Here is a 22,440-nt window from a genome sequence, read left to right as displayed (position 1 = left end):
CCGCTTGGCCTCCGACTTCAACAAAGGAATCCCGTAGCGATCAAAGGAGTAGGAATAGGTCCTAAATTAAACCTGACTATACCTACTAACCCTTTATCTCATCGGTTACGGCTTTATACGCTGTCTGGACCCAATGTCGTTCAGATTACAGATTCTCCACTGAATACACCGTTGAAAAACCAAACTCCCTAGCGTTTCGTAGGTGTTAAACTAGTATCGAATAGCTTACGACCGGGCATCCCAGTAGCTGTCGCCGAGCGTGTAGAGACGAATAGTCAAAAAAGTAATCTTACGGCCTTCTCTAAAGTACGCATCTGACTTTTCAAGCCTAAATAAACACATGCTGGAACAAAACTAATTGACACCATTTGGCGGGCGTAGGACAAGTTTAGCGTATGGGCTTTTAAACTGTTTTTTCGACAAGATTAACAGGATTTTCAGGATTTATTTTACCAATAGTTAACGCGATAAATCCTGAAAATCCTGTTAATCCTGTCGAAAAAAGAACTTGTCCTACACCACCATTTGGCCCAAAAGTGCAAATTAACCCAGATAAGGGTAATTTAGCGCAGACAACGACTTTACAACCGTAGACGTGCGTACTTATCAACGAAGGGCTCGAACACGTGTATTCCCAAATCGCTATTAATTAACCTTAACTCATGCAGGCAACAACCGCACCTGGCAAATCGACGCCAGCTAGTTTTACCGAAAACAAATACCTCGTCACCCTCGTTTTTGTTACCTCTCTTTTCATGTTTTGGGGTATCGCCATCACCATGGGCGATGTCCTGAACAAGCATTTTCAGCATGTTTTGAGCCTCACCAAAACGCAATCGGCCTTTGTCCAGTTTGCTATTTTTGGCGCTTATTTCGTAATGGGCATTCCGGCTGGCTTGTTCATGAAGCGGTTTGGCTACAAAAACGGGGTATTACTAGGGCTTGGGCTGTTTGCTACGGGCGCGTTCTTGTTTGTGCCTGCCGCAGCTGCTGTTTCCTTTACTTATTTTGGGATTGCGCTCTTCATTCTCGGTTGTGGCCTATCTACCCTCGAAACGGTTGCTCACCCATTTGTAGCGTCCCTTGGCGACCAACGTACCAGCGACCAGCGAATCAATTTCGCGCAGGCGTTCAACGCCTTAGGAGCCATTATCGGACCAGCCATCGGGTCGTATTTTCTTTTACGCAACAATACCGAAGGAAGCACCGATCTAACGTCTGTTAAGACCTTATACATTGCAATCGGTAGTGTTATTGCAACCATTGCCATTCTTTTCTCTTTCGTAAAAGTCCCTGCTTTAACAGATCCTCATGCCGCAGTGGCCGATCCCGAGGCAGCGAATGTCGACGTAGAGCCAGGAAAAACTCTTTTTCAACATACGCACTTCGTCTGGGCGGTGATTGCCCAAACGTTTAATGTGGCTGCACAAGGAGGAACCTGGGCGTTCTTCATCAATTACGGCCACGAAAAAATGGGATTCTCGGACGCCGTTGCAGGTAACTACATGGTACTATTCATGGGGCTTATGTTAGTTGGCCGTTTTGTCGGTACGTTCCTGATGCGGTTTGTAGCTCCCCATACCTTACTGGCCATCTTTGCAGGGGCTAATATTCTGATGTGCCTCATTATTACGCAAAGCTTGGGCTGGCCTTCTTTTATTGCCCTGCTCATGCTGAATTTCTTCTTCAGCATCATGTTCCCAACCATTTTTAGTCTGGGTTTGAAAAATCTGGGATCGCATACGCAACAGGGAGCCTCTTTTATTTCAATGGGCGTAGCGGGAGGAGCCGTTTTTCCATTTTTAATGGGTATGGCGGCCGAGAAAGATGTAGCCAATGCGTACTACCTGCCCATTATCTGCTACGCAGTGATTTTCCTTTTTGGAGCGAAGTTTTATAAGGTGAAGTAAGAACTCCCTTGCGAAAGTTTATATCTGGAAGGGTATTCCAGGGGTATTTCAGACTATTTCTTTGTGGAATCTAACGAGGGCACCAAACAGAGACCAGCTGTTTGGTGCTTATTTTATCTTAAACTACATAAACCTGCCGCAAGCAGACAACCGATAGTTTTATGCAAACTGAATTGACCTCACCGGCCAGTGAAACCGTTTTTGAAAGCCGATACGCCAGCTCGCCCAATGAGGTAAAAGGAATGAATACCGACCAGTTACGACAGAATTTCCTTATCGAAAATCTGTTTGTTGCCAATCAATTTCGTTGGACATTATCCTTCTTCGATCGTTACCTGACTGGCGGTATTATGCCCACTTCAGGGCAGGTAACGTTGGAAGCCCCCGATCAGCTCAAAGCGGCTTATTTTCTCGAACGCCGTGAGTTAGGTATCATTAACGTGGGTGGTTCAGGACAGATAGTAGCCGATGGTACGACCTACGATTTGGAATACAAAGAGGCTCTTTATATTGGTCAGGGCACGAAACGTGTTCAGTTTAGCTCGCACGATGAAGCGAATCCGGCTAAATTCTACTTAAACTCTACGCCCGCAACTCACAGCTATCCCAGCCGGAAAATAGCTCGCTCGGAAGCAGAAGTTGTTGAATTGGGCAGCATGGAAACCGCCAACCACCGGGTGATCAATAAATTGCTGGTGAATAGCGTTTTACCAACCTGTCAATTACAAATGGGTATGACTGAGTTGAAAGCCGGTAGCGTTTGGAACACCATGCCCGCTCATACGCATGACCGGCGCATGGAAGTCTATTTTTACTTCGAAGTGCCACAAGGTCAAAGTGTCTGTCATTTCATGGGGCAACCGCAGGAAACCCGCCATATCTGGATGCAAAATGAACAGGCGGTTATTTCACCCAACTGGTCGATTCACTCCGGGGCTGGCACGTCGAATTATACGTTCATTTGGGGAATGGCCGGTGAAAACCTCGACTACGGTGATATGGATTTCTGTGCGATTACTGATTTAAAATAAGATGAGATTTTCGCTGATATTAGGTGTTTTGATTGGTTTGTCGGGAAAGGCAATCAGTCAAAACGCCACACTTAACGTTACGAATCCAGGTAATACGCCCTTGGTTCAAACCGTCGTTGAAATTCCCTGGGCGACGGTAAAAAAGGCTTATCCTACCATAGATACGGCCCAATTGCAGGTTGTTCTGGCGGGGAAAGAAGTACCTTATCAGCTCGAACACCGAGGGACAAAGGCCATTCAAAACCTACTTGTTCAGCTATCGGCCAGTCCTAAACAAACGATTCAACTAACCTTACGTCGAGGAAAGCCTGCCCCAATAGCGGCCAAAACATACTGTCGGTACGTACCCGAACGCTACGACGATTTTGCCTGGGAAAACGACAAGGTTGCTTTCCGAATTTATGGGGCCGCTCTCAACGGGCGCTCTGATAATGCCTATGGCTCCGACATTTGGGCCAAACGCACTGATGCGCTGATTCTTAACAAATGGTATAAGGGTGACGATTATCATAAGGATCATGGCGAAGGACTGGATTACTACCACGTTGGTCTGACGCTGGGCGCGGGCGACATTGGGATTTTCCTCAACGACTCAATCCAGTTCGTTCACAACTATCGTTCCTGGGAAGTACTGGACAATGGGCCACTGCGCTCTACCTTTCGGGTAAAGTTTGACCCATATACATTCAAGGGCATTACCGTCAATGAAACCCGAACGGTTTCGCTGGATGCAGGTTCGCAGTTAAGCAAGGTACAGGTCACTATAGTTCATACGGCTGCTCAAGCCTTACCTATGGTAGTGGGCATCACGTTACGACCCGAAGAAAGTCCATTACTGCTGGCCGAAAAAGAGGGAATTTTGGGGTATTGGGAACCGAAACACGGTGACGATGGTAGCATTGGTGTTGGTTGTTTATTTACAACATCGCCGGTAACGATGATGCGTAAATATCAACATGGGTTGGCTAAGTTGAGCGTTAAGTCTGGCAATACTATTACCTACTATACGGGTGGGGCCTGGGACAAAGCTGGACAAATAACTTCCAGCGATGCCTGGTTTGCTTACCTTCGTCAGTATGCAGATCAACTGAAGCACAAGCCAGTCGTAAGAATTAATTAGTTTACTGTTTCAAGTTCAATGTTTCAGGTTCCAAGTCATTATACGTCAGCCAACTGGAACCTGAAACATTGAACCTGGAACGGTAAACTAAAACCCTTTGAACCCTATTCGTTAAACCATGCAAACCTATTGGGGTGTCGACTTAGGTGGCACCAAGATTGAAGGCGTTATTTTATCCGCTCCCTCTCCTGATGCGGTCATTATCCGCAAACGCATTGATACCGAGGCTCATTTAGGCTACGACCATATCGTGAGTCAGATTAGCAAACTAATTGACCTACTCAAAGCCGAAACGGGCCTCCAACCTGAAAAAATCGGTTTTTGTACACCCGGCACTCTTGATCCAGAAACAGGTGCGATGAAAAATTCGAACATGACTTGCATCAATGGAATGCCATTTCCGGAAGACCTCGCCCGAACATTGGGTGTCCCTGTGGCAACAACCAACGATGCTAACTGCTTTGCCTTATCGGAAGCCACAATGGGCATTGTGCAGGACGTTATCCCGGATTATCGGATGGTGTTTGGCGTTATTCTGGGAACGGGTGTTGGGGGCGGTGTCGTTTTTCGTGGTTATGATGGTGTTCCTGTTGTACAGGGCGGTCGGCAGGGCATTGGGGGCGAATGGGGGCATAACATTCTGGAAGAAAACGGGTATCCCTGTTACTGTGGCAAACGAGGTTGTAACGAACAGGTTATTTCCGGTCCGGCACTCCAACGATATTATCTGGAGCAAAGTGGTGAAAGCCGCAATCTGAAAGAAATTCTGGAGCGATATCATCAGGGTACCGACACTCATGCCGCAGCCACCGTCGATCGGTTGCTGGAGTATTTTGGTCGGGCTATTTCTACCATTGTGAACATACTTGACCCCGACGCCATTGTACTCGGTGGGGGTGTCGGCAACATCGACCTACTTTACACGGAAGGTTTTGAGCGGGCAAAAAAATATGTATTTAACGATCGGCGGCTTAACACACTATTTCTAAAACCCAAACTCGGCGACAGTGCCGGAGTTTTCGGAGCCGCTCTTTTGGGCTAACAGACAATCTTTACAACTCAATTATACCCTTATTCGAGTATAGGTAACCTACTCGAATAAGGGTATAATTTTTAGCTACCGAATAGTAAAATTTGGAGATCAACTTTGACAATAACAAACTATTTACTTAAACTTTGTTACAAAACCACATCCAAAAGTTAAACAAAAAGGAAATATGGGACGTGCCCTCTACAAAAGTGATCTTCAATCAGTAGATCCTACCGTCCATGCCACCATTCTGGCAAACTGGTTCGAAGCAGTTGCTGCTTTTTACAATCATTATAACAACCTGGCCCCTTGCGCTAACAAATATTACTTGCAGAAAGGCTTACGCTCCATAAAGAACAGAAACCCATTTCTTATCAATAAATTAAGGACACTGTTAAGTAAAATGCAGCATGAACTGAAAAGTTTACTTCTGGATTTAGAGCAAACCGAGACAAAGAATCTGGATAACTGTAAACAACTAGTTGCTCACACCCGCATTTTGAATCGATTGAATCGGGAAGCTGAAACGATGCGATTATTAACCTCTGTAGAAAATAACTGAATTAAGTGATTAGGAACATCCTGCAAAAGTCTACCAGTTCTTAAACCACCAGTCCTGTATTCCTCATTTCCTGTCAGTTCCCTCCCTCATTCCCGGCACCATGCTGCCCGCCATCAACTCATTGTGCGCCAACGAAAGCGATGTTAAGGGCTTCTCGTTACAATTGAATGTACTTTTTTCGGCGCAGTGACTTTGATACGGTAGCCTGGTCGTTTGTCTAGAATTACGAAAACAAGGGATGGCCCATAAGGCCTTCACAGCGTAGCGTCGGTAAAAAAATAGATTTCAGGACGATCCATGTGCCGTCAGGTACATAATGATTGTGTACCTAACGGTACACTTAACCATTTACATGAAGACTTTTTCTACCGACGCTGCGCTGTGAAGGCCCTATGGGCCAACCACTAATAAATAGCAAGCCGCAACAGCTGGTTATATTTTTTGATTTTCCAAGAATGCACTAAACAGTTGTTTAGTTTTAATTCATGCCTTACCTTTGCCCCATACACAAGACGTTATGGAACAACAAGGCCAGGACACGGAGCAGAAGATTAAGACGGCCGCCCGGAAGGTATTTTTAGAGCAAGGGTATGAAGGGGCCAAAATCCGCCAAATTGCCAGAGAAGCTGGGGTGAATCTCGCGATGGTCAATTACTATTTTCGGAGTAAAGACCAATTGTTCAGGAGTATTTATCAGGATATTTTCCGCGAATTTATGGGCAGAATGGCCATCTTGCTGAATGAGGAAACGCCTTTGGAAGTCAAAATCTGGAAGATCGTTGATCGGTATACCGACTTCATTATGGAGAACCAGCAGCTTCCACTCCTTATATTAGCCGAGCAGCGAAAAGAGGGGCCGAAGTTCATGAAAGAGCTGAATGTCAAATCATTCATTAATGATTCGTATTTAAAAAAACAGCTTCAGGAAGAAGCAAAAAAGGGACTTATTCGTGCCATTGATCCGCTGCAAGTGATACTAACTATAATGGGGAATATTATTTTCCCCATTATGGCCCAGTCTATTGTCTGTTACGTAGGTGATATGGAAGAAACCAGTTTTCGGCAGTTGATGGAAACTCGTAAGCAAATTATACCAGGAATGATTATGGCCTATCTGCGGGAGGGGCAATCGCTACCCTCGCAGCAGGAGCCGACGTAAGGCTATTTTTTTACCCACCAACTAAACAAGTGTTTAGATCAGCTGTTTGATTGATACGTTTTCAGAGAAAGGCAAGTCGATAAAATGGCCTACAGGCCTTGGTTATATGAGACGACTATCTATTACTTTGTGTCTGACTGCGCTAGTCATCCGTAGCGTGGCGCAACCGGTCCGATCCATCACCCTGGAAGAATGCCAGACGTTAGCTCGGCAAAACTATCCACTAATCCGGCAGCGGGTACTTATTGAACAAACCCGAGACTATTCGGTAGCGAATGCCGCCAAAGGCTATGTACCTCAACTGACGCTATCGGGACAGGCCACATATCAGAACCAAACCGTTGATTTTTCGGAATCACCCCTGGGCGCGCTGGCGGGTGGGATTGCATTGCCCAAAATCAGTAAAGACCAATACAAGGTGACGGCGCAGGTCGATCAATTGTTGTATGATGGAGGTGCCATCCAGACCACCAAAGCTCTCCGTCAGACAGATGCGTTGGTTCAGCAGCAAAATCTGGAAGTATCCCTCTACGCGCTGCGCGATCGAGTGAATAACTTATTTTTTGGTATTGCTCTACTCGATGAACAACAGCAATTAACGACCCTTCGGAAAGCCGATATTCAAAGTGGTATTAACCGGACTGAGGGTGCCCTCGCTAATGGGACCGCTTACCGCAGCAGCCTCAACGAACTGAAAGCTGAATTGATTCGGGCCGATCAATCTACAACAGAAGCCAGATCTACTCGTCGGGCTTATGTAGCTATGCTGGCTGCGCTGATACACCAGCCCCTTGACGAAAGTACCCAATTCATTCGACCTCAGGCCCAACCGCTGACTTCAGCCATTAATCGGCCCGAGCTCAGGCTTTATGACTACCAAAAGCAGCTTTACAACGTACAGGAAGAACAGCTACGCATTAACCTTAGGCCCAAAGTCAACGCCTTTTTTCAGGGAAACTACGGGCGACCAACGTTTAACATCATCAATAATCAGTTTGGTCTTTTCTGGATCGGAGGGCTTCGGTTCAACTGGGCGCTTAGCTCGCTTTATACCACTTTCCATACTGATCGGCAATTGCTGTCCATTAACCGATCTCAAATTGATTTACAACGAGAAACGTTTCTACTCAATACCAATCTATCACTCACGCAGCAACAGGATGAGGTGCAGAAGTACGAAGAACTCATCGAGCAGGATAACCAGATTGTTGAACTCCGGACCTCGGTGAAACAGTCGGCTAATGCCCAGTTGCAAAATGGCGTCATTACCACTCGTGATTACATTAGCCAGGTCAACGCCGAGAACGAAGCCCGGCAAACATTGCTCCTACACCAGATTCAACGGCTACAGGCGCAATATAACCATAACACCACCGCTGGCCTTTCAACTACGGAAAATCCATGAAAACGCTACCCATCCTGACTCTTCTGGCAGCTACCCTGATCACGGCCTGCCAAAATAACGAGCCTGATTATGATGCATCGGGCAATTTTGAGGCCGACGAAATCATTGTGTCGGCTCAGCAAAATGGTCAGATTCTGACATTCACACCCAACGAAGGCGACCGATTAAAGGCCGGAGCTAATCTGGGGCAGATCGACGTCACTACGGCCAAATTGCAAAAGCAGCAAGCGCAGGCTTCCGCTCAAGCGATCAACCAACGGACTACCAGCGTAGTACCCCAGGTGGAACTGACGCGCCGACAAGAAGCCGTACAGCAGGCACAGTTGGCACAATTGCGCCGGGAGCAGACCCGTACCGAGAATCTGATTAAAGCTGATGCCGCTACGCAAAAGCAACTCGACGACATCAACGCGCAAATTGATCAGCTAGAAAAGCAACTCGCCGTTACCCGTCAGCAGATTCGGGTGGAGGAAACCAACAATGCGTCCCAGAATCGGGGCGTTCTGAGTGAGCGTGGGTCCATTGAAAAACTGGTTGAACAGTATGACGTCCAGATTCAGAAGGGTCAGATTATTAACCCGGTCACGGGCACGGTGCTAACCAAATATGCCTTTGCGGGCGAGATGGCGACCATTGGCAAACCCCTTTACCGCATTGCCAATACCGATACGTTGACCCTGCGGGCGTATTTCACCGGTTCGCAATTGCCTACGATCCGGATTGACCAGCCCGTCAGGGTACGGATTGATAACGGACAGCAGGGCTACAAGGAATATACGGGGCAGATTACCTGGATTTCTGATAAATCTGAATTTACGCCTAAAACCATCCAGACCAAAGACGAACGGGCTAATCTGGTTTATGCCACCAAGATTCGGGTCAGGAACGATGGCTATCTCAAGATCGGCATGTATGGTGAAGTGTTGTTAGACGACACAAAAAAAGTCAAGTCAGCGAAATGAGCACAGGAGCCGTCACGATCACCCACATCACGAAGACTTACGGGGACGCAAAAGAGCGCGTTACCGCCCTCGACGACGTGTCCTTTGGGGTCGAGTCGGGTGAGTTGTTTGGTTTGATTGGAGCCGATGGAGCGGGAAAAACGACTCTATTCCACATTCTGACAACTTTACTGCTGCCCGACAAAGGAACGGCTACGGTTGATGGTTACGATGTGGTTACGGATTATCAGGCTATCCGTAACACGGTTGGCTACATGCCCGGCCGGTTTTCGCTCTATCAGGACCTGACGGTTGAAGAAAATCTGACCTTCTTTGCCACGCTGTTTGGCACGACGGTGCAGCAGAATTACGACCTTATCAAAGACATCTACGAGCAGATTGAGCCGTTCAAAACTCGTCGGGCCGGTAAATTGTCGGGAGGAATGAAGCAAAAGCTGGCGCTTTGCTGTGCGTTGATTCATAAGCCAACCGTCTTGTTTCTGGATGAGCCAACTACGGGTGTCGATGTGGTTTCGCGCCGGGAGTTCTGGGAGATGCTCAAACGGCTGAAACAACAGGGTATCACTATTTTAGTGTCTACGCCTTACATGGACGAGGCCACTCTCTGCGAGCGAATCGCCTTGATCCAGACGGGCAAAATTCTGTCCATCGATACGCCCCAGGCCATCATCGACGCCTATCCAGGCCAGTTATTTGCCCTCAAAGCTGACTCCATACCGCGTCTGTTGGCCGATGTTCGGCAATTCGATTCGGTGCGAAATGCGTATGCGTTTGGCGAGTATATGCATCTGGTTTTTAAGCAGGATATTCCCCAGAACGTTGATCTTTTACGGGCGTATCTGCAGCAGAAAGGCCACGTCAATCTGGAAATAAAACCCGTTACGCCAACCATTGAAGACCGGTTCATTGATCTGATGACCAATCCTAACCAATAGATTTTATCGTTATGCCAGCCACCGACAAAGCCATTTCCTGCCAGCAACTGACCAAGCAATTTGGCGATTTTGTGGCCGTTGATAAGATCACCTTTGATGTAAATTCCGGCGAAATTTTCGGTTTCCTGGGAGCCAATGGTGCCGGAAAAACAACCGCCATGCGTATGCTTTGCGGCCTTTCGTATCCCAGCTCGGGGCAGGCTCAAGTGGCGGGTTTTGATGTCTATCGGCAGCAGGAAGCCATCAAGAAAAACATTGGTTATATGAGCCAGAAGTTTTCGCTCTACGAAAATCTGACTATTCTGGAGAACATCGAATTTTTCGGGGGTGTTTATGGCCTCTCGGATCGAGACTTAAAAAGCCGGGGCGACGAATTGATCCAGACGCTGGGTTTACAGAGTGAAGCGAAAAAGATGGTCGGGAGTTTGCCGTTGGGCTGGAAACAGAAACTGGCGTTTTCAGTCGCCATCATCCATAATCCTAGAATTGTTTTTCTGGACGAACCCACGGGCGGTGTGGACCCGATTACTCGCCGTCAGTTCTGGGATTTGATTTACGCGGCTGCCGAGCGGGGCATTACCATCTTCGTAACGACCCACTACATGGACGAAGCTGAATACTGCAACCGTATTTCGATCATGGTCGATGGCCGAATGGAAGCGTTGGATTCGCCGGGCAATCTAAAAAAACAGTTTTCCACGGATTCCATGGATGACGTATTCTATCAACTCGCCCGACGCGCCAAACGCAGCGGAGACTAAACCAACCAAGCGGCATGAAACAGTTACTGGTGTTCATCCGAAAAGAGTTTTATCATGTTTTTCGGGACCGGCGTACGTTGCTGATTCTATTTGGCCTGCCTACGGCCCAGATTCTGTTGTTTGGTTATGCGCTCAGTAGTGAGGTCAAAAACATTAATCTGGCCGTAATTGATTTTGCTCGTGATCAGGCATCACAGCAGCTTATCGGCCAGGTTGGTGCCAGTCGGTATTTTCACCTCCAGCCTTCGCTGATGGATTACAAGGCAATGAATACGGCCTTCCGGCGCGGTACTATCCGGGCTGCCCTGATCATTCCCGCCCACTTTGCCGACGATATCGGACACGTCGGTAAAGCGCAGGTGCAGATCATTGCCGACGGTTCGGAACCCAACACGGCCACTACCCTCATCAATTACCTGACGGGTATTATTGGCAGTTACCAACAGAAGTTTACAACGGCAACCGCTTTGCCGTATCAGATTGTCACCCAGACCCGAATGCTATATAATCCCGAAATGAACGGGTCGCTGAATTTTATTCCAGGTGTAATGGCCCTGATTTTGATGATCGTTTGTACAACCCTCACTTCGGTGTCGGTGGTGCGGGAAAAAGAACAGGGCACTATGGAAATCCTGCTGGTATCACCTTTTAAACCGATTCTGGTGCTGGTGTCCAAAGCCGTTCCGTATCTGGTGCTATCGATGCTGGATTTGATTTTGATTCTGCTACTGGCCGTTTTTGTGCTCAATGTACCGATTCACGGTAGTATCGCCCTGGTGCTGGCCGAAAGCGCGTTGTTTATTGTTTGCTGCCTGTCGTTGGGCCTATTGATTTCCAATGTTGCTACCACCCAGCAAACGGCCATGCTGATGTCGATGATGGGCATGATGTTACCAACTATACTGTTAACGGGCTTCATGTTTCCTCTGGAAAACCTGCCCATTTTCCTACAGTGGGTTTCCCATATTATTCCGTCCCGCTATTATTACCTGATTGTTAAAGCGGTGATGCTAAAAGGCTTAGGCATTGAAGCCGTCTGGAAAGAAACACTCATTTTGGCCGGAATGACGCTGGTATTGCTGGGCATTAGCCTGAAAAACTTTAACATCCGACTAGCATGAGAATCCTCAAATTCCTATTGCGTAAGGAATTCCGGCAGATTTTCCGGGATCGTAGTATTCTGGCAATGATCTTTGCCTTGCCAACCATACAACTGATTATCATGCCCCTAGCCGCTAATTTTGAGGTAAAAGGGATAAACCTGGCGATTGTGGATCATGACCACAGTTCCTATTCTCAGCAACTGATTTCCAAAATCGGCTCATCGGGTTATTTCCAACTCATTGCGAGCCCCCAGTCCTATAAGCAGGCCCTGAAATTGGTAGAAGACAACGAGGCCGATGTGATCATGGAAATTCCGGCAGGCTTTGAGCGTAACTTGGTTCGGGAAGGCACGCAACCACTTTTGCTGTCAGTGGATGCCATCAACGGCACCAAAGCCAGTTTGGGTGGGGCTTATTTGAGTCAGATCATCACCGATTTTAACAGCGCCATCCGGCTGGAATGGGTGCAGCCGGATCGCTTTACGACCGGGGCGCCAATTGCCGTAACCTCCAGTAGTTGGTTCAATCCTGCAGCCGACTATCATTTTTTTATGGTGCCAGGCATCCTTGTGCTCTTGCTAACGATGGTGGGAGGATTTTTATCGGCGCTCAACATCGTACGGGAAAAAGAAATTGGCACCATCGAACAGATCAATGTCACACCGATTCAAAAGTGGCAGTTTATTCTGGGGAAGATGATACCATTCTGGGTATTGGGTATGATCGTCTTCACCGTCGGGTTGATCATTGCCCGGCTTATTTACGGAATCGTGCCTAGTGGTAGTCTGGCGACACTGTATTTGTTTGCGGGGGTATACCTGATCGCCATTCTGGGGTTTGGCCTGTTAGTGTCAACTTACAGTGATACGCAGGTTCAGGCCATGTTTGTAGCCTTCTTTTTCATGATGATCTTTATTCTGATGAGTGGGCTCTTCACCTCCATCGACAGCATGCCTGCCTGGGCACGAGCAATTGCTCAATTAATACCAGTTACCCATTTCATCGAAGTCGTGCGGATGATCATCTTGAAAGGCAGCGGACTGGCCGATGTCAGTCGTCAACTGCTCTATGAAGTAGGTTTTGCTATCTTCTTAAATGGCTGGGCAATCTGGAATTACCGAAAAACCAGCTAAGTTTATTTAAACGAATGGGCAATGAAAAATTTACTAATTGAAGTTGTTTGAACTTTCCCTTTTATAGTAAAATCTAGGCTATTTTTTGTCATCCCGACGCCAGGAGGGATCTCAAATTTCCATATTAGTCAAGCTTGAGATCCCTCCTGGCGTCGGGATGACAAAAAAACACAAACCTCAGTTAGATGATGAAAGTTTAGACAGCTTTATTATCAACCAATTAGCCATTATTCATTTTACATTTTCCATTTACTTATGCGACGATCAACATAGTTTATAGAATAGACGATCTGATTGCGAAGGGGCTCAACCCCTAGTCATAACTCATTTTAATGGAATAAATAAGGCTCCTTTCATTTGGAGCGCCTGATACACTCACGCCAATACGTGGTGCCCGGTCCCAGCGCGGCACAAACGATCCATACAGCGGATTTGCCTTTAAAAGTTGATTCGGCAGACTATCCAAGCCATAACTGAATGTATAAAACTGACCAGCGCCGGTATGTACCTGTAAATTTACCAAAGGCGCATTGTCGGGGATAGCCGTCGTTTCGAGCACAGTTCGCACACCATCCTTAACCTGCCAAAGCTCCAGCACACCTTTCCGAGCCCCAAAGCCAAGACCGTTCGCAGCATCACCATAGAGGCAGATACTTTGAAGCACATCAGCTTTCGGCTTAACGCTAGCTGAGAACGTATAAGTACCCCTTTTGATAACCAAACCGAGAAAGCTTCCTATTGGATTCGAGGCTGTGTTGGCTAGCTGCAACTGACCTTCCTTAACGGTAAAGGTTGGCTTCGGCATACTTACATCCCATACCCACGGTGTTTCGGCAGTTGCGTTTTTGAAATCAATCGACAAACTCGTTATACTGCTCTGCTGTGCGCCTAACGGCGATTGCGCCGTAACAGGTGTTGTGGTACCGTATCGGAAACTTGGCCACTGAGTTTTATCATTCCAGACTAATTCACTCAAAACACCCTGCCGCCCGACCGAAGTAAAATCGATCCCGTTGTAGGCATGGTGTAGATAAAAATAGCGATTATCGGGTGTGGTCACTACCGTACCATGACCAGGGCATTTCCAGGCCGAGTCACTAACTAAAACCGGATTTCCAGCATACTTTTCCCACGGCCCCTGTAGTTTTTCGGCCCTGGCCAGACCAACCTGGTAATTGCAGCGGGCACCACAACAGGCATTGCCCGAATAGGTCATGTAGAAATAACGGCCATGCTTGAAAATAGCCTGCCCTTCTAAACCTCCACCTTCCCAGTTGTTCGGATCAGCGGTCAGTAGTGTAGTCGCTTTACCAGTCACTTTGAGACCATTGTCAGAGAGTTCGGCCCCTAATAGCTCGATCAGTTTACCCTTATCTAAACCGTAGGCCTTCCAGGTAATGAACAACTTTCCCTGATCTTCCATCACAAACGCGTCAATGGCTTCGCTGGTCCATTCGATCAGTAAGCCGTGATCAGTGAAGCCTTTTCGCAGGTCACGAGTAGAAGCAACACCGATGTATGAGCGCTTGTCTGATTTTCGACGGGCAGTGTAATAAACGAAGTAAGTCCCATTCCGGTAGAACAACTCTGGGGCCCAATAACTGCCCATTGTCCAGGCTGGCGGAGTCTGAAAAACAGGCCCTATATAGGTCCAATTGACCAGATCGGTTGACGTATAAATTGGATATGCAGGTCCCCATTCCGACGAAGTTCCCACAGCATAGTACGTATTACCAACTCGAATAACGGACGGGTCGGCAAAGTCGCCTGCAATGACCGGGTTTTGATACGTAGTGGCTGTTTTGGGCGATTGAACAGACTGCGCCAGACAATTGGCAATGAACAGAATAGCAACAATGGCAGTAAAAACAATTCTCATTATGAACTAATTATGGCTGTAAAATTGTACCGTCGCTTTTACGAACAATCCATCGGGATTTTGTATCAGTCGGGTATTGGGCGGCTTCTTTTTCGTTACTATCAACGCCTAAACCAGGCGAATCGCTTATTTCCTAAAGCGTCGCTATCGGTAGCATCTACCGGTAGTTGCCATCATTTCACTACGCCCGTGGTTATTCTGACTGGCACAGCTACGCGCATAGAGTCGTAGATCCGAGTAATAAATGAGAAAGTCCCGAAATGATAAAAGCCCGCATGACATGGCATGACGGGCTTTCCAATCAGTTAACTTTACTTAGCTATACGCATATTCACGAGTACAGATTTGATGCATCCGCTCCCGGCTTCGCCGTAGACGCATCTTAACCGCACATCCTTTAATGCTGTATAACCGGGCAATTTCCTCGACAGTTAAACCGTCTTCGTATTTCAGTTGCAACAAGGCCCGATCCTTCGCCGATAGCGTTTGCATCGCTTGTCTAACCAGTTGAACCAGTTCATCTTCCAGCTGATTAGCCTCTAATGCTGGTACTTCCTGTTTCAACAGATTATCTAAGGAATCGACCTGGAGTCGCTTGGCCAGCCGGAGCTGGTCAGAACAGTAGTTATACGAAATGGCATAGAGCCATGTCGAGAAACTAGATCGTTGCTGAAAGGCATCCAACTTGGAAAACACCTTCAAAAAAATGTCGTGCGTAAAATCCTGGGCCAGTTCATGATTGCGGGTCATGGACAAACACCGACGGTATACTTTGTTAAAGTACCGTTTGTAAAGCATGTCGAAACATTGCCTGGGCTCGCTGGTAAAAAGCTGAAGAATAACCTCCTCGTCTGTGCATAAAGTGGTCATAATTAGTAGGTTCAATATATGTAAACATCATTTATGGGTTCTATTTAGAGATACATACACATTCCCATCAGATCGACAGACGCTGCCTAAACGTTGGTACAAGCGAGTCCTACTAGTCTCGCCCTATCAGGCTAGCACAAAGAGAAGGTCAGGGAATATTTATAAAATCGGGTCTATCGGTGACCTAATTTTGTTAGCAAAATACAAAAAACTAGAGAATCTCAGCTGTTCTTCGTCAGAAATGGCTGCACATGGTAAACTATATACGTAATTTTATTTAAAGGGCCAATTTTCTGGGCTCATGCGCTCTATTTTTCTATCTGTTTGGCTACTTTATTCTTCAATATGTAACTAATAATAATTATCCAGCCCGCTTACTTCCCTAAAGTTTGCCTCAAGTCGCTCACATCCATTACAATACCGATCAAGATAGCCGGGTTATTATGTACATCCTGCGTCATTCGACCAGAGCCAAGTACATAATGAATGCTACCATCCTGATGGACTACCCGGTACTCCATTCGAAAGTCTCGATTTTCGGCTAAACATTCCATACCATAGGCTATTACTCGTTCGCGATCGTTGGGGTGAATACGGTTCAGCCAGCTACTCTCCGACTTCATTTCCGCATCATCGACAAAACCAATAATTTCTTTACCTCGCTCATCCCAACTAGTAGCCTGACTTTCCTGATCCCACTGCCCCAACCCGGCCAGGCTTGTGCTGAGCGCAACACGCATCAATTCGTTGGCTTGCGACAAGTCGTGCGTACGCTCCTTAATCTGCTTATTAACCTCCTGGGTTGTTTCTTTTTGAAGCTGAATGTCAATCGAACTGCCAATATATCCGATAAATGTTTTCTCCCGATCAAACATCGGTTGCGCATTTTCCAGCATCCAATGATAGTCGCCATCGTGCCGGCGTAAACGGAATTCTGAATTGAAGGGCTTCAATTCCTTTACCGACGCATCATATTTATCCTGATAACCCAATCGGTCATCAGGGTGCAGACTACTTATCAGACCTTGACCCATTGCATCCTCTATCGTACGACCGGTATAGGTAAGCCAGCTTTTATTCAGATATATAAAGCGACCATTAACATCGGTTACCCAAATTAGCATAGGCGCATTATCGGCAATTTGATGAAACCATTCCTCGCGTTCTTCTAACATACTTTGCGCCTTTCGGTGTTCGGTAATGTCTTCAATAGCCAGCAAAATTGACTCCTGCTGGCGAATGACCCGGCGGGCATTAAGCGACAGGATTCGCTCGCCCGTTTCCGGCGACAAGTAGGTTAACTCAAATCCCTGAAACTGCGTGTCGGAGGTGACAACATCGGTGAGCATCAGCCGCAGCTCAGGAATATCCCATTGCCGATGATCCAGCTCGTAGATGAGTCTCCGTGCGGTTGTTTCCTCGCTTAGTTTGAATAACCGATAAAAGGCGGGATTGGCACTCTTCACGCGCAAGTCGGTATCGAGCACTAGTATAGCCTCACGGATGGTACCAAATATATCCTCAGCAAACTGGTAAGCTTCCGATAACTGGTCATTCCGCACCTGCAACTCCTGGTTTATCGTCAGCAGTTCCTCGTTTGTCGACTCGATTTCTTCTTTACTGCTTTCCAGTTCTTCGTTGATACTTTGCAACTCTTCATTACTGCTGATGATTTCCTCATTAGCCGATTGCAATTCCTCATTACTGGCCTCCTGTTCTTCAATAATAGAGCGCATATCCTCCCGAAGATTGGCCAGTTCGTTCTCTAGCTCTTTGATACGCCGATTATGCGTGTCGGCCGATCGATTGATGGGTACAACGGGAGGTTCAACCTCTTCAAAGATGACCAGAAAAAGCCGCTCTTCGGAGGCAGTATCCAGCGGAACAGCCTCAATAGCAACATAATGAATCTTGTTTTTTATCCGTATTTCCAATCCGGTCTTGCGTGCAGGCTCACCCGATTTTTGGGCTTTGTGCACAACGTTCCGTAGTTCAAATACCAACGATGGACGAGCCATCTTAATCAAATTCAGACTGGCTTTTCCCGGAGCAGGCTCGAGGAATAAACCCGTTGAGCCTCGGAACTGCAAAATTTCCAGATCCTGATTCACAACAACACTGGCCGGTACGTACTGGCTAAGTAGTAGGTTATCAACAACTTTATCCAGATCAGAAACTAAATGGGCTGGCACTGACCGGTCGTTAACTGAGCTATCAGCCAGACCTGGTATTTTAGTGTTTGCCGACTGACGATAAAGACCTGAATCGCTATCCAATTGCCGGGGGATTTTATTAAACGTCGCCCGGCTATCGACATCATTTTTACGCGAGAAAACTTTATAGTTTTTTTCCAGCTGTGAAAACAACGGCGCCGAATTGCCTACTGCCTCCGATTTTCCAAGAACCAGATAGCCATTGGCATTCAATGCGTAGTGAAACTTCGCGATGGCTTTCCGCTGTAATGTACTGTCCAGATAAATGAGCAGATTTCGGCAACTAATCAGATCCAGTCGCGAAAATGGTGGATCTTTCAGGAGATTATGGGGCGCAAAAACGCAGAGATCCCGCACCGATTTATTGATTCGGTAATGGTCATCTACTTTCGTAAAAAAGCGCTGCAAACGCGAGGGCGATACGTCCATCATTTCGCCCCGTGTATAACTCCCCAACCTAGCTTTGGCCACCGCCGATTCGCTTAAATCCGTGGCAAACAGCTGAATAGTCCGGTTTAAAGCTCGGTCGCCAAGTACCTCCAGCAAAAGCATTGCCAGCGAGTAAGCCTCCTGCCCCGTTGAACAGGCGGGCACCCATACACGTATTGGCTCCTGGGCGGGCTTATCGCGGAGTAGTTGAGGCAGTAACACCTTCTGGATGTAATCCATTGTTTCGGGGTCCCGAAAGAAGCTGGTCACATTAATGAGAAGGTCATCATATAGCAAAGAAGCTTCATCCTGATGGTGTCGCAGATAGTCGGCGTACTGGTGCAGGGAGTCTAACTTATAGAGTAAAACCCGCCGGATAATGCGACGCCGGATCGTCGTCATTTTGTAATGGCTAAAATCAACTCCCGTAGCCCGACGTAGCAATTGAATAATGATTTTCAGGTCTTCGGCGGACTCTTTGATCGTATCAACAAGCAACGATTCACTGGTTTCGGGCTCTACCGTTTCGGGTAAGGTTGTCTGCCGAAAAACGGACGTTTGCTGGCCCAGTCGTTCCAGTTCACGCGCGATATCGGCAGGTGGTAAAACTCGATCCACCACGCCTTCAACGACTACTGATCGCGGCATGCTCTGAAACAACGCCGACTCGTCCTGAGCAAATGTAATTCCCCCGGCCGATTTAATCGCTCGAAGCCCCAGGGTTCCGTCAGAAGCCGTTCCGGATAATACGATTGCGATGGCACCCTCTTTCTGCCGATTGGCCAATGACAGGAAAAACTGATCGATCGGCATATGAATACCTGAGCGGTCCTGAATTGGCAATAAGGTCAGAACGCCATCCAGAACTTCCAAATCCTGATTGGGAGGAATAACGTAAAAATGATTAGGCTCTACCTGCATCCGGTGTTTCGCTTCCCGAACGGGCATGACCGTAGCCTGGCTCAACCTATCGACAAGGTGGTTTTCCTGAGTTGGTTCCAGGTGCTGAACGTAAACATAGGCGAGCCCGGTAGTTGGCGATAGATGCGCCAGTAATTCTAAAATGGCTTCCTGCCCACCAGCAGATGCACCAATAGCAACAATAGGAACAGGGAGAGAAGGAGTCGTTGAATCAGGAGGGTTAGGGGTAATGTTCTTTTTTGCCATATGGAGGAAGCTTCTCTAACTTAAGAAGCAGTAAGGCAGTTAAAGGATTGGGATACGTTGAGCAATCGTTTTTCTATAAAGGTATAGTTTACGACCAAGATGGCAAAAGAGACCGCGTAGTTCGTGGCGTATTGGCCGGTGGGCTCTATCCACTAAACAATTTATTCTCCTCTCTTTAACCTCTTTCTCTACCATCCAGCACCGGTATCATAGGCATTATACCTATACCACACGTTAGCTCGTGACAGAAACAACGAAAGTCGGTGAAGAATCTCTCCGGGAAGTCATTCGACGTTCTGGGCAAACGTCATTCTACTCGAACAACTCAAAAAGCATGTTGCCTGAGGAGACAACAAATTAGCGTTTGAACAATTTCGGGGAAGAACTATGCCCCTTGTAACTTAATCAGTTTTCGCTACGCTACCTGCTGGTCAGCCTCTGCCTAATTAATGTATTCGCAATAGGTCTTAATTAGGGTATTGTAATAATTAATGAGCGTAATCCGTATAGCACTCCCGGATAAGGGCTACCCTTTCATAAATCGTACCAAGCCCGCTTCGACCAACAGAAAGGCTAATGCCGCCAGAAGGAAATATTTCCACAAGCTTTTTCCCAGATTTTCCTGTTCCAGAACCTGCACAAAATCACCATCCTGAATACTGTCGAATACTTCCACATTGGGTTGGTTAGCAAAAGCCTTGCGCAACTCATCGGCCGAATAAAAATCCATAGCCGATTCCTCATTGCCGTGATTAAAAGCCAGTAAACGCTCGGTTTTTCCTTCACTGTTCAACAACTCATAATAGCCTGCTTCTACGTCCTGGCCGGCCGCCAATTCATTGCTTTTCGGCATTTCGAGCAAAAGCTGGTTACCCACGACTCGCTGTACCGGAATGATTTCCAGTTTATCCCGTTTCAGTTTATACACGGAGCGTTCGGATGGATTGCTCACCGGAATTGTAATCAGATTATCATCAAAAGAATAAGCTGTTCGTTGGGCACGCACGCTTAGAGCCGCCATTTTATACATAACTGGGACAAACAGCGCGTGTTCGGCCAGGTTACCGTAGGCTGATATCAGTGGACTGCCGAACATATAAACGTTCCCTGGCGTTGCCCCCCCTACCCTGGACTGAGTTAACAATGGGTTCCCATCGCGTAAGGTCAACAAGCGCTCTCCCGCACTCCACCGCCAGACGGGGGCTGCGGTCGGCATATTCAGAGGTTCAGATTGGAAACTCTGCTGAAATACATCGCGAAAGAACGGCGTGCGTCGATCAGGATCAGCGATGGGTACAGGAGTTGGGGTAGCTCCCGCAGCAGCCATCACCTGAACGCTCCCGATGCCTAACGCCCTTAAAAATGGTTCATACGAAGCCGCATTCGGTACAGCAGGTGGAATAATGGCCAAGCTACCACCCTGTTTTACAAAACGTTCCAGTTCGGTTCGAAGCGTGCCATTTATATCGGCAACGCCTTCCAGTAGTACTAAATCCGTTTCTTTTAACTGACCAACATCAAAATTCTGGGCATTGAAGCTCCGACGCACAAACAAACTATCGTTCGAATACACCGCATCGACATAACCCGTTGGTCGACCTGCCGGAGCCGCCTGCTGCTCGTATAAATGCAGCACCCGAACAGCGGGAGACGCTTCAATCACAAAAAAGTACTGATTATCGAAGGTGATTGGATAATCTTCAAATACAATCCGACCCCGGTGGTATCCTTTGGACGTTACATTGAAATTAAGCGAAACGGTTGCCGAACCGCCCGGCGCCAGCACAGCCGACGCGGTAGATGTCTGTGTATCATCTAGGTATAATCGTATTGGCAGGTTTTTCACATTCTCCCGTCCTGCGTTATTCAACTTCACGTTAATGCTATTGTTCTGCATTTCGCGAATAAACGGCGTGCTAAGCCAGACCGAATCAACATACACATTCTTGGTCGCCTGCGCATCCAGCGGTACAATAAACAGTCGGTCTGTTGTATCAATTTTCAGCCGAGATAAATCGCCTGCGGTACTTTTCTGAAAATCGGAGAACCAGAATAGTTGATTGCGGCCACCGGGATTAAGCGAACTCAGCAAATTACGCTGCCGTTTGTAAACGGTTTCGAGGGCACGCGGAGTATGGGCAAATCGAATAGACGTAACCCGATCCCGAACCGACTCAGCCGTGCCAGCCTGTTGCTCAGCGGCCGAGAAATCGTTGGTCAATAATTGAAGCGAGGTCGCATTGCGAAATAACGTCAGGAGTTCATCCAGCTTACTGGTAGCAATATCTAAGTAGCGTTTCGTATTACGCTCATTCTGCATACTGAATGAGTTATCGACATATAGGCTCGTAACGCCTTGCCGCGACAAACCTAGTTTATTCTTGCTCGGAATAAATGGCTGGGCAAAAGCCAGAACCAGGCACGCCAGGAACAGACAACGACACGCCAGAATGAGCCAGTGCTTTAACCTACGAAACGATTTGGTTTCGGTCTGAACGCTCCGGAGCAGGGCAACATTCGAGAAAAACACCCGCCGTGTCCGACGGAAATTAAACAGGTGAATGGCAATCGGCACCGAAATGGCCAGCAGGCCAAACAAGAAGGAAGGATAAAGGAAATTCATTCAGGCTGAATAGGAAAAGTTAGTTCATTGTCCTTCGTAACTTTTGAGCATTAAGTATCTTCGAAACAACGAATAACTGCTAATGATCATTATATCGCTACGCAGTGCACGTAACTGAGTATTTTATACTTAACGACCTTGTATGGTC

General features: G+C 47.2%; 18 protein-coding genes. 14 read left to right on the top strand and 4 right to left on the bottom strand.

Annotated elements, in window-relative coordinates:
• The 13 genes from ACYVGR_RS13240 to ACYVGR_RS13180 all read left to right on the top strand — a co-directional run.
• Positions 1-192 (top strand): hypothetical protein (locus ACYVGR_RS13240; protein ID WP_460957310.1); only part of this gene is annotated, 192 nt, incomplete at its 5' end.
• A 470-nt stretch (positions 193-662) separates the two neighbouring features.
• On the top strand, positions 663-1,910 hold the full coding sequence (locus ACYVGR_RS13235) for a sugar MFS transporter (RefSeq protein WP_460957308.1): 1,248 nt from the start codon (positions 663-665) through the stop codon (positions 1,908-1,910).
• Between the two features lie 161 nt (positions 1,911-2,071).
• A complete protein-coding gene (kduI, locus tag ACYVGR_RS13230; RefSeq protein WP_460957306.1) occupies positions 2,072-2,941 on the top strand; it encodes a 5-dehydro-4-deoxy-D-glucuronate isomerase in 870 nt (289 codons plus the stop codon).
• Position 2,942: 1 nt separating this feature from the next.
• On the top strand, positions 2,943-4,061 hold the full coding sequence (locus tag ACYVGR_RS13225; RefSeq protein WP_460957304.1) for a DUF4861 family protein: 1,119 nt from the start codon (positions 2,943-2,945) through the stop codon (positions 4,059-4,061).
• 118 nt (positions 4,062-4,179) lie between these two features.
• A complete protein-coding gene (locus ACYVGR_RS13220; RefSeq protein WP_460957302.1) occupies positions 4,180-5,103 on the top strand; it encodes an ROK family protein in 924 nt (307 codons plus the stop codon).
• A 175-nt stretch (positions 5,104-5,278) separates the two neighbouring features.
• On the top strand, positions 5,279-5,653 hold the full coding sequence (locus ACYVGR_RS13215) for a hypothetical protein (protein WP_460957300.1): 375 nt from the start codon (positions 5,279-5,281) through the stop codon (positions 5,651-5,653).
• A gap of 517 nt (positions 5,654-6,170) precedes the next feature.
• Positions 6,171-6,812, top strand: a complete 642-nt coding sequence (locus ACYVGR_RS13210) for a TetR/AcrR family transcriptional regulator (protein ID WP_460957298.1) — start codon at positions 6,171-6,173, stop codon at positions 6,810-6,812.
• A 106-nt stretch (positions 6,813-6,918) separates the two neighbouring features.
• Positions 6,919-8,217: a TolC family protein gene (locus tag ACYVGR_RS13205; protein ID WP_460957296.1), complete on the top strand. Its 1,299-nt coding sequence runs from the start codon at positions 6,919-6,921 to the stop codon at positions 8,215-8,217.
• On the top strand, positions 8,214-9,179 hold the full coding sequence (locus tag ACYVGR_RS13200; protein WP_460957294.1) for an HlyD family secretion protein: 966 nt from the start codon (positions 8,214-8,216) through the stop codon (positions 9,177-9,179). The genes ACYVGR_RS13205 and ACYVGR_RS13200 overlap by 4 nt, the downstream gene beginning before the upstream one ends.
• Positions 9,176-10,114 (top strand): ABC transporter ATP-binding protein, encoded by a 939-nt coding sequence (locus ACYVGR_RS13195; protein WP_460957292.1) that lies wholly within the window; start codon positions 9,176-9,178, stop codon positions 10,112-10,114. Before ACYVGR_RS13200 ends, ACYVGR_RS13195 begins: the two co-directional genes overlap by 4 nt.
• A gap of 11 nt (positions 10,115-10,125) precedes the next feature.
• Positions 10,126-10,875 (top strand): ABC transporter ATP-binding protein, encoded by a 750-nt coding sequence (locus tag ACYVGR_RS13190; protein WP_460957290.1) that lies wholly within the window; start codon positions 10,126-10,128, stop codon positions 10,873-10,875.
• A gap of 14 nt (positions 10,876-10,889) precedes the next feature.
• The gene (locus ACYVGR_RS13185) at positions 10,890-11,996 is read left to right on the top strand and encodes an ABC transporter permease (RefSeq protein WP_460957288.1); all 1,107 of its coding nucleotides are present in this window, start codon (positions 10,890-10,892) and stop codon (positions 11,994-11,996) included.
• Positions 11,993-13,111: an ABC transporter permease gene (locus ACYVGR_RS13180; RefSeq protein ID WP_460957286.1), complete on the top strand. Its 1,119-nt coding sequence runs from the start codon at positions 11,993-11,995 to the stop codon at positions 13,109-13,111. The genes ACYVGR_RS13185 and ACYVGR_RS13180 overlap by 4 nt, the downstream gene beginning before the upstream one ends.
• Positions 13,112-13,424: 313 nt before the next feature.
• Here the strand turns inward: ACYVGR_RS13180 and ACYVGR_RS13175 are convergent, their stop codons facing one another.
• The gene (locus tag ACYVGR_RS13175) at positions 13,425-14,990 is read right to left on the bottom strand and encodes a glycoside hydrolase family 43 protein (RefSeq protein ID WP_460957284.1); all 1,566 of its coding nucleotides are present in this window, start codon (positions 14,988-14,990) and stop codon (positions 13,425-13,427) included.
• Positions 14,991-15,002: 12 nt separating this feature from the next.
• On the opposite strand from ACYVGR_RS13175, the gene ACYVGR_RS13170 reads away from it, so the two are divergent.
• Positions 15,003-15,221 carry a hypothetical protein gene (locus ACYVGR_RS13170; RefSeq protein ID WP_460957282.1) on the top strand — a complete coding sequence of 73 codons (219 nt, stop codon included), beginning with the start codon at positions 15,003-15,005 and terminating at the stop codon, positions 15,219-15,221.
• A gap of 84 nt (positions 15,222-15,305) precedes the next feature.
• On the opposite strand, the gene ACYVGR_RS13165 is transcribed toward ACYVGR_RS13170, so the two are convergent.
• From ACYVGR_RS13165 to ACYVGR_RS13155, 3 genes are all read right to left on the bottom strand, one after another.
• Entirely contained in the window at positions 15,306-15,860 is a 555-nt protein-coding gene (locus ACYVGR_RS13165) for an RNA polymerase sigma factor (protein WP_182464189.1), read from the bottom strand.
• Between the two features lie 374 nt (positions 15,861-16,234).
• Positions 16,235-19,669, bottom strand: coding sequence for a CheR family methyltransferase (locus tag ACYVGR_RS13160; protein ID WP_460957279.1), 3,435 nt, complete (start codon positions 19,667-19,669; stop codon positions 16,235-16,237).
• Positions 19,670-20,195: 526 nt separating this feature from the next.
• Positions 20,196-22,292 (bottom strand): BatA domain-containing protein, encoded by a 2,097-nt coding sequence (locus ACYVGR_RS13155; RefSeq protein WP_460957277.1) that lies wholly within the window; start codon positions 22,290-22,292, stop codon positions 20,196-20,198.
• Positions 22,293-22,440: the final 148 nt, after the last annotated feature.

The organism is Spirosoma litoris (genome assembly GCF_054776755.1).
Note: the sequence above shows the minus strand (reverse complement) of the source record. Positions and strands in the feature narration are given on the sequence as shown.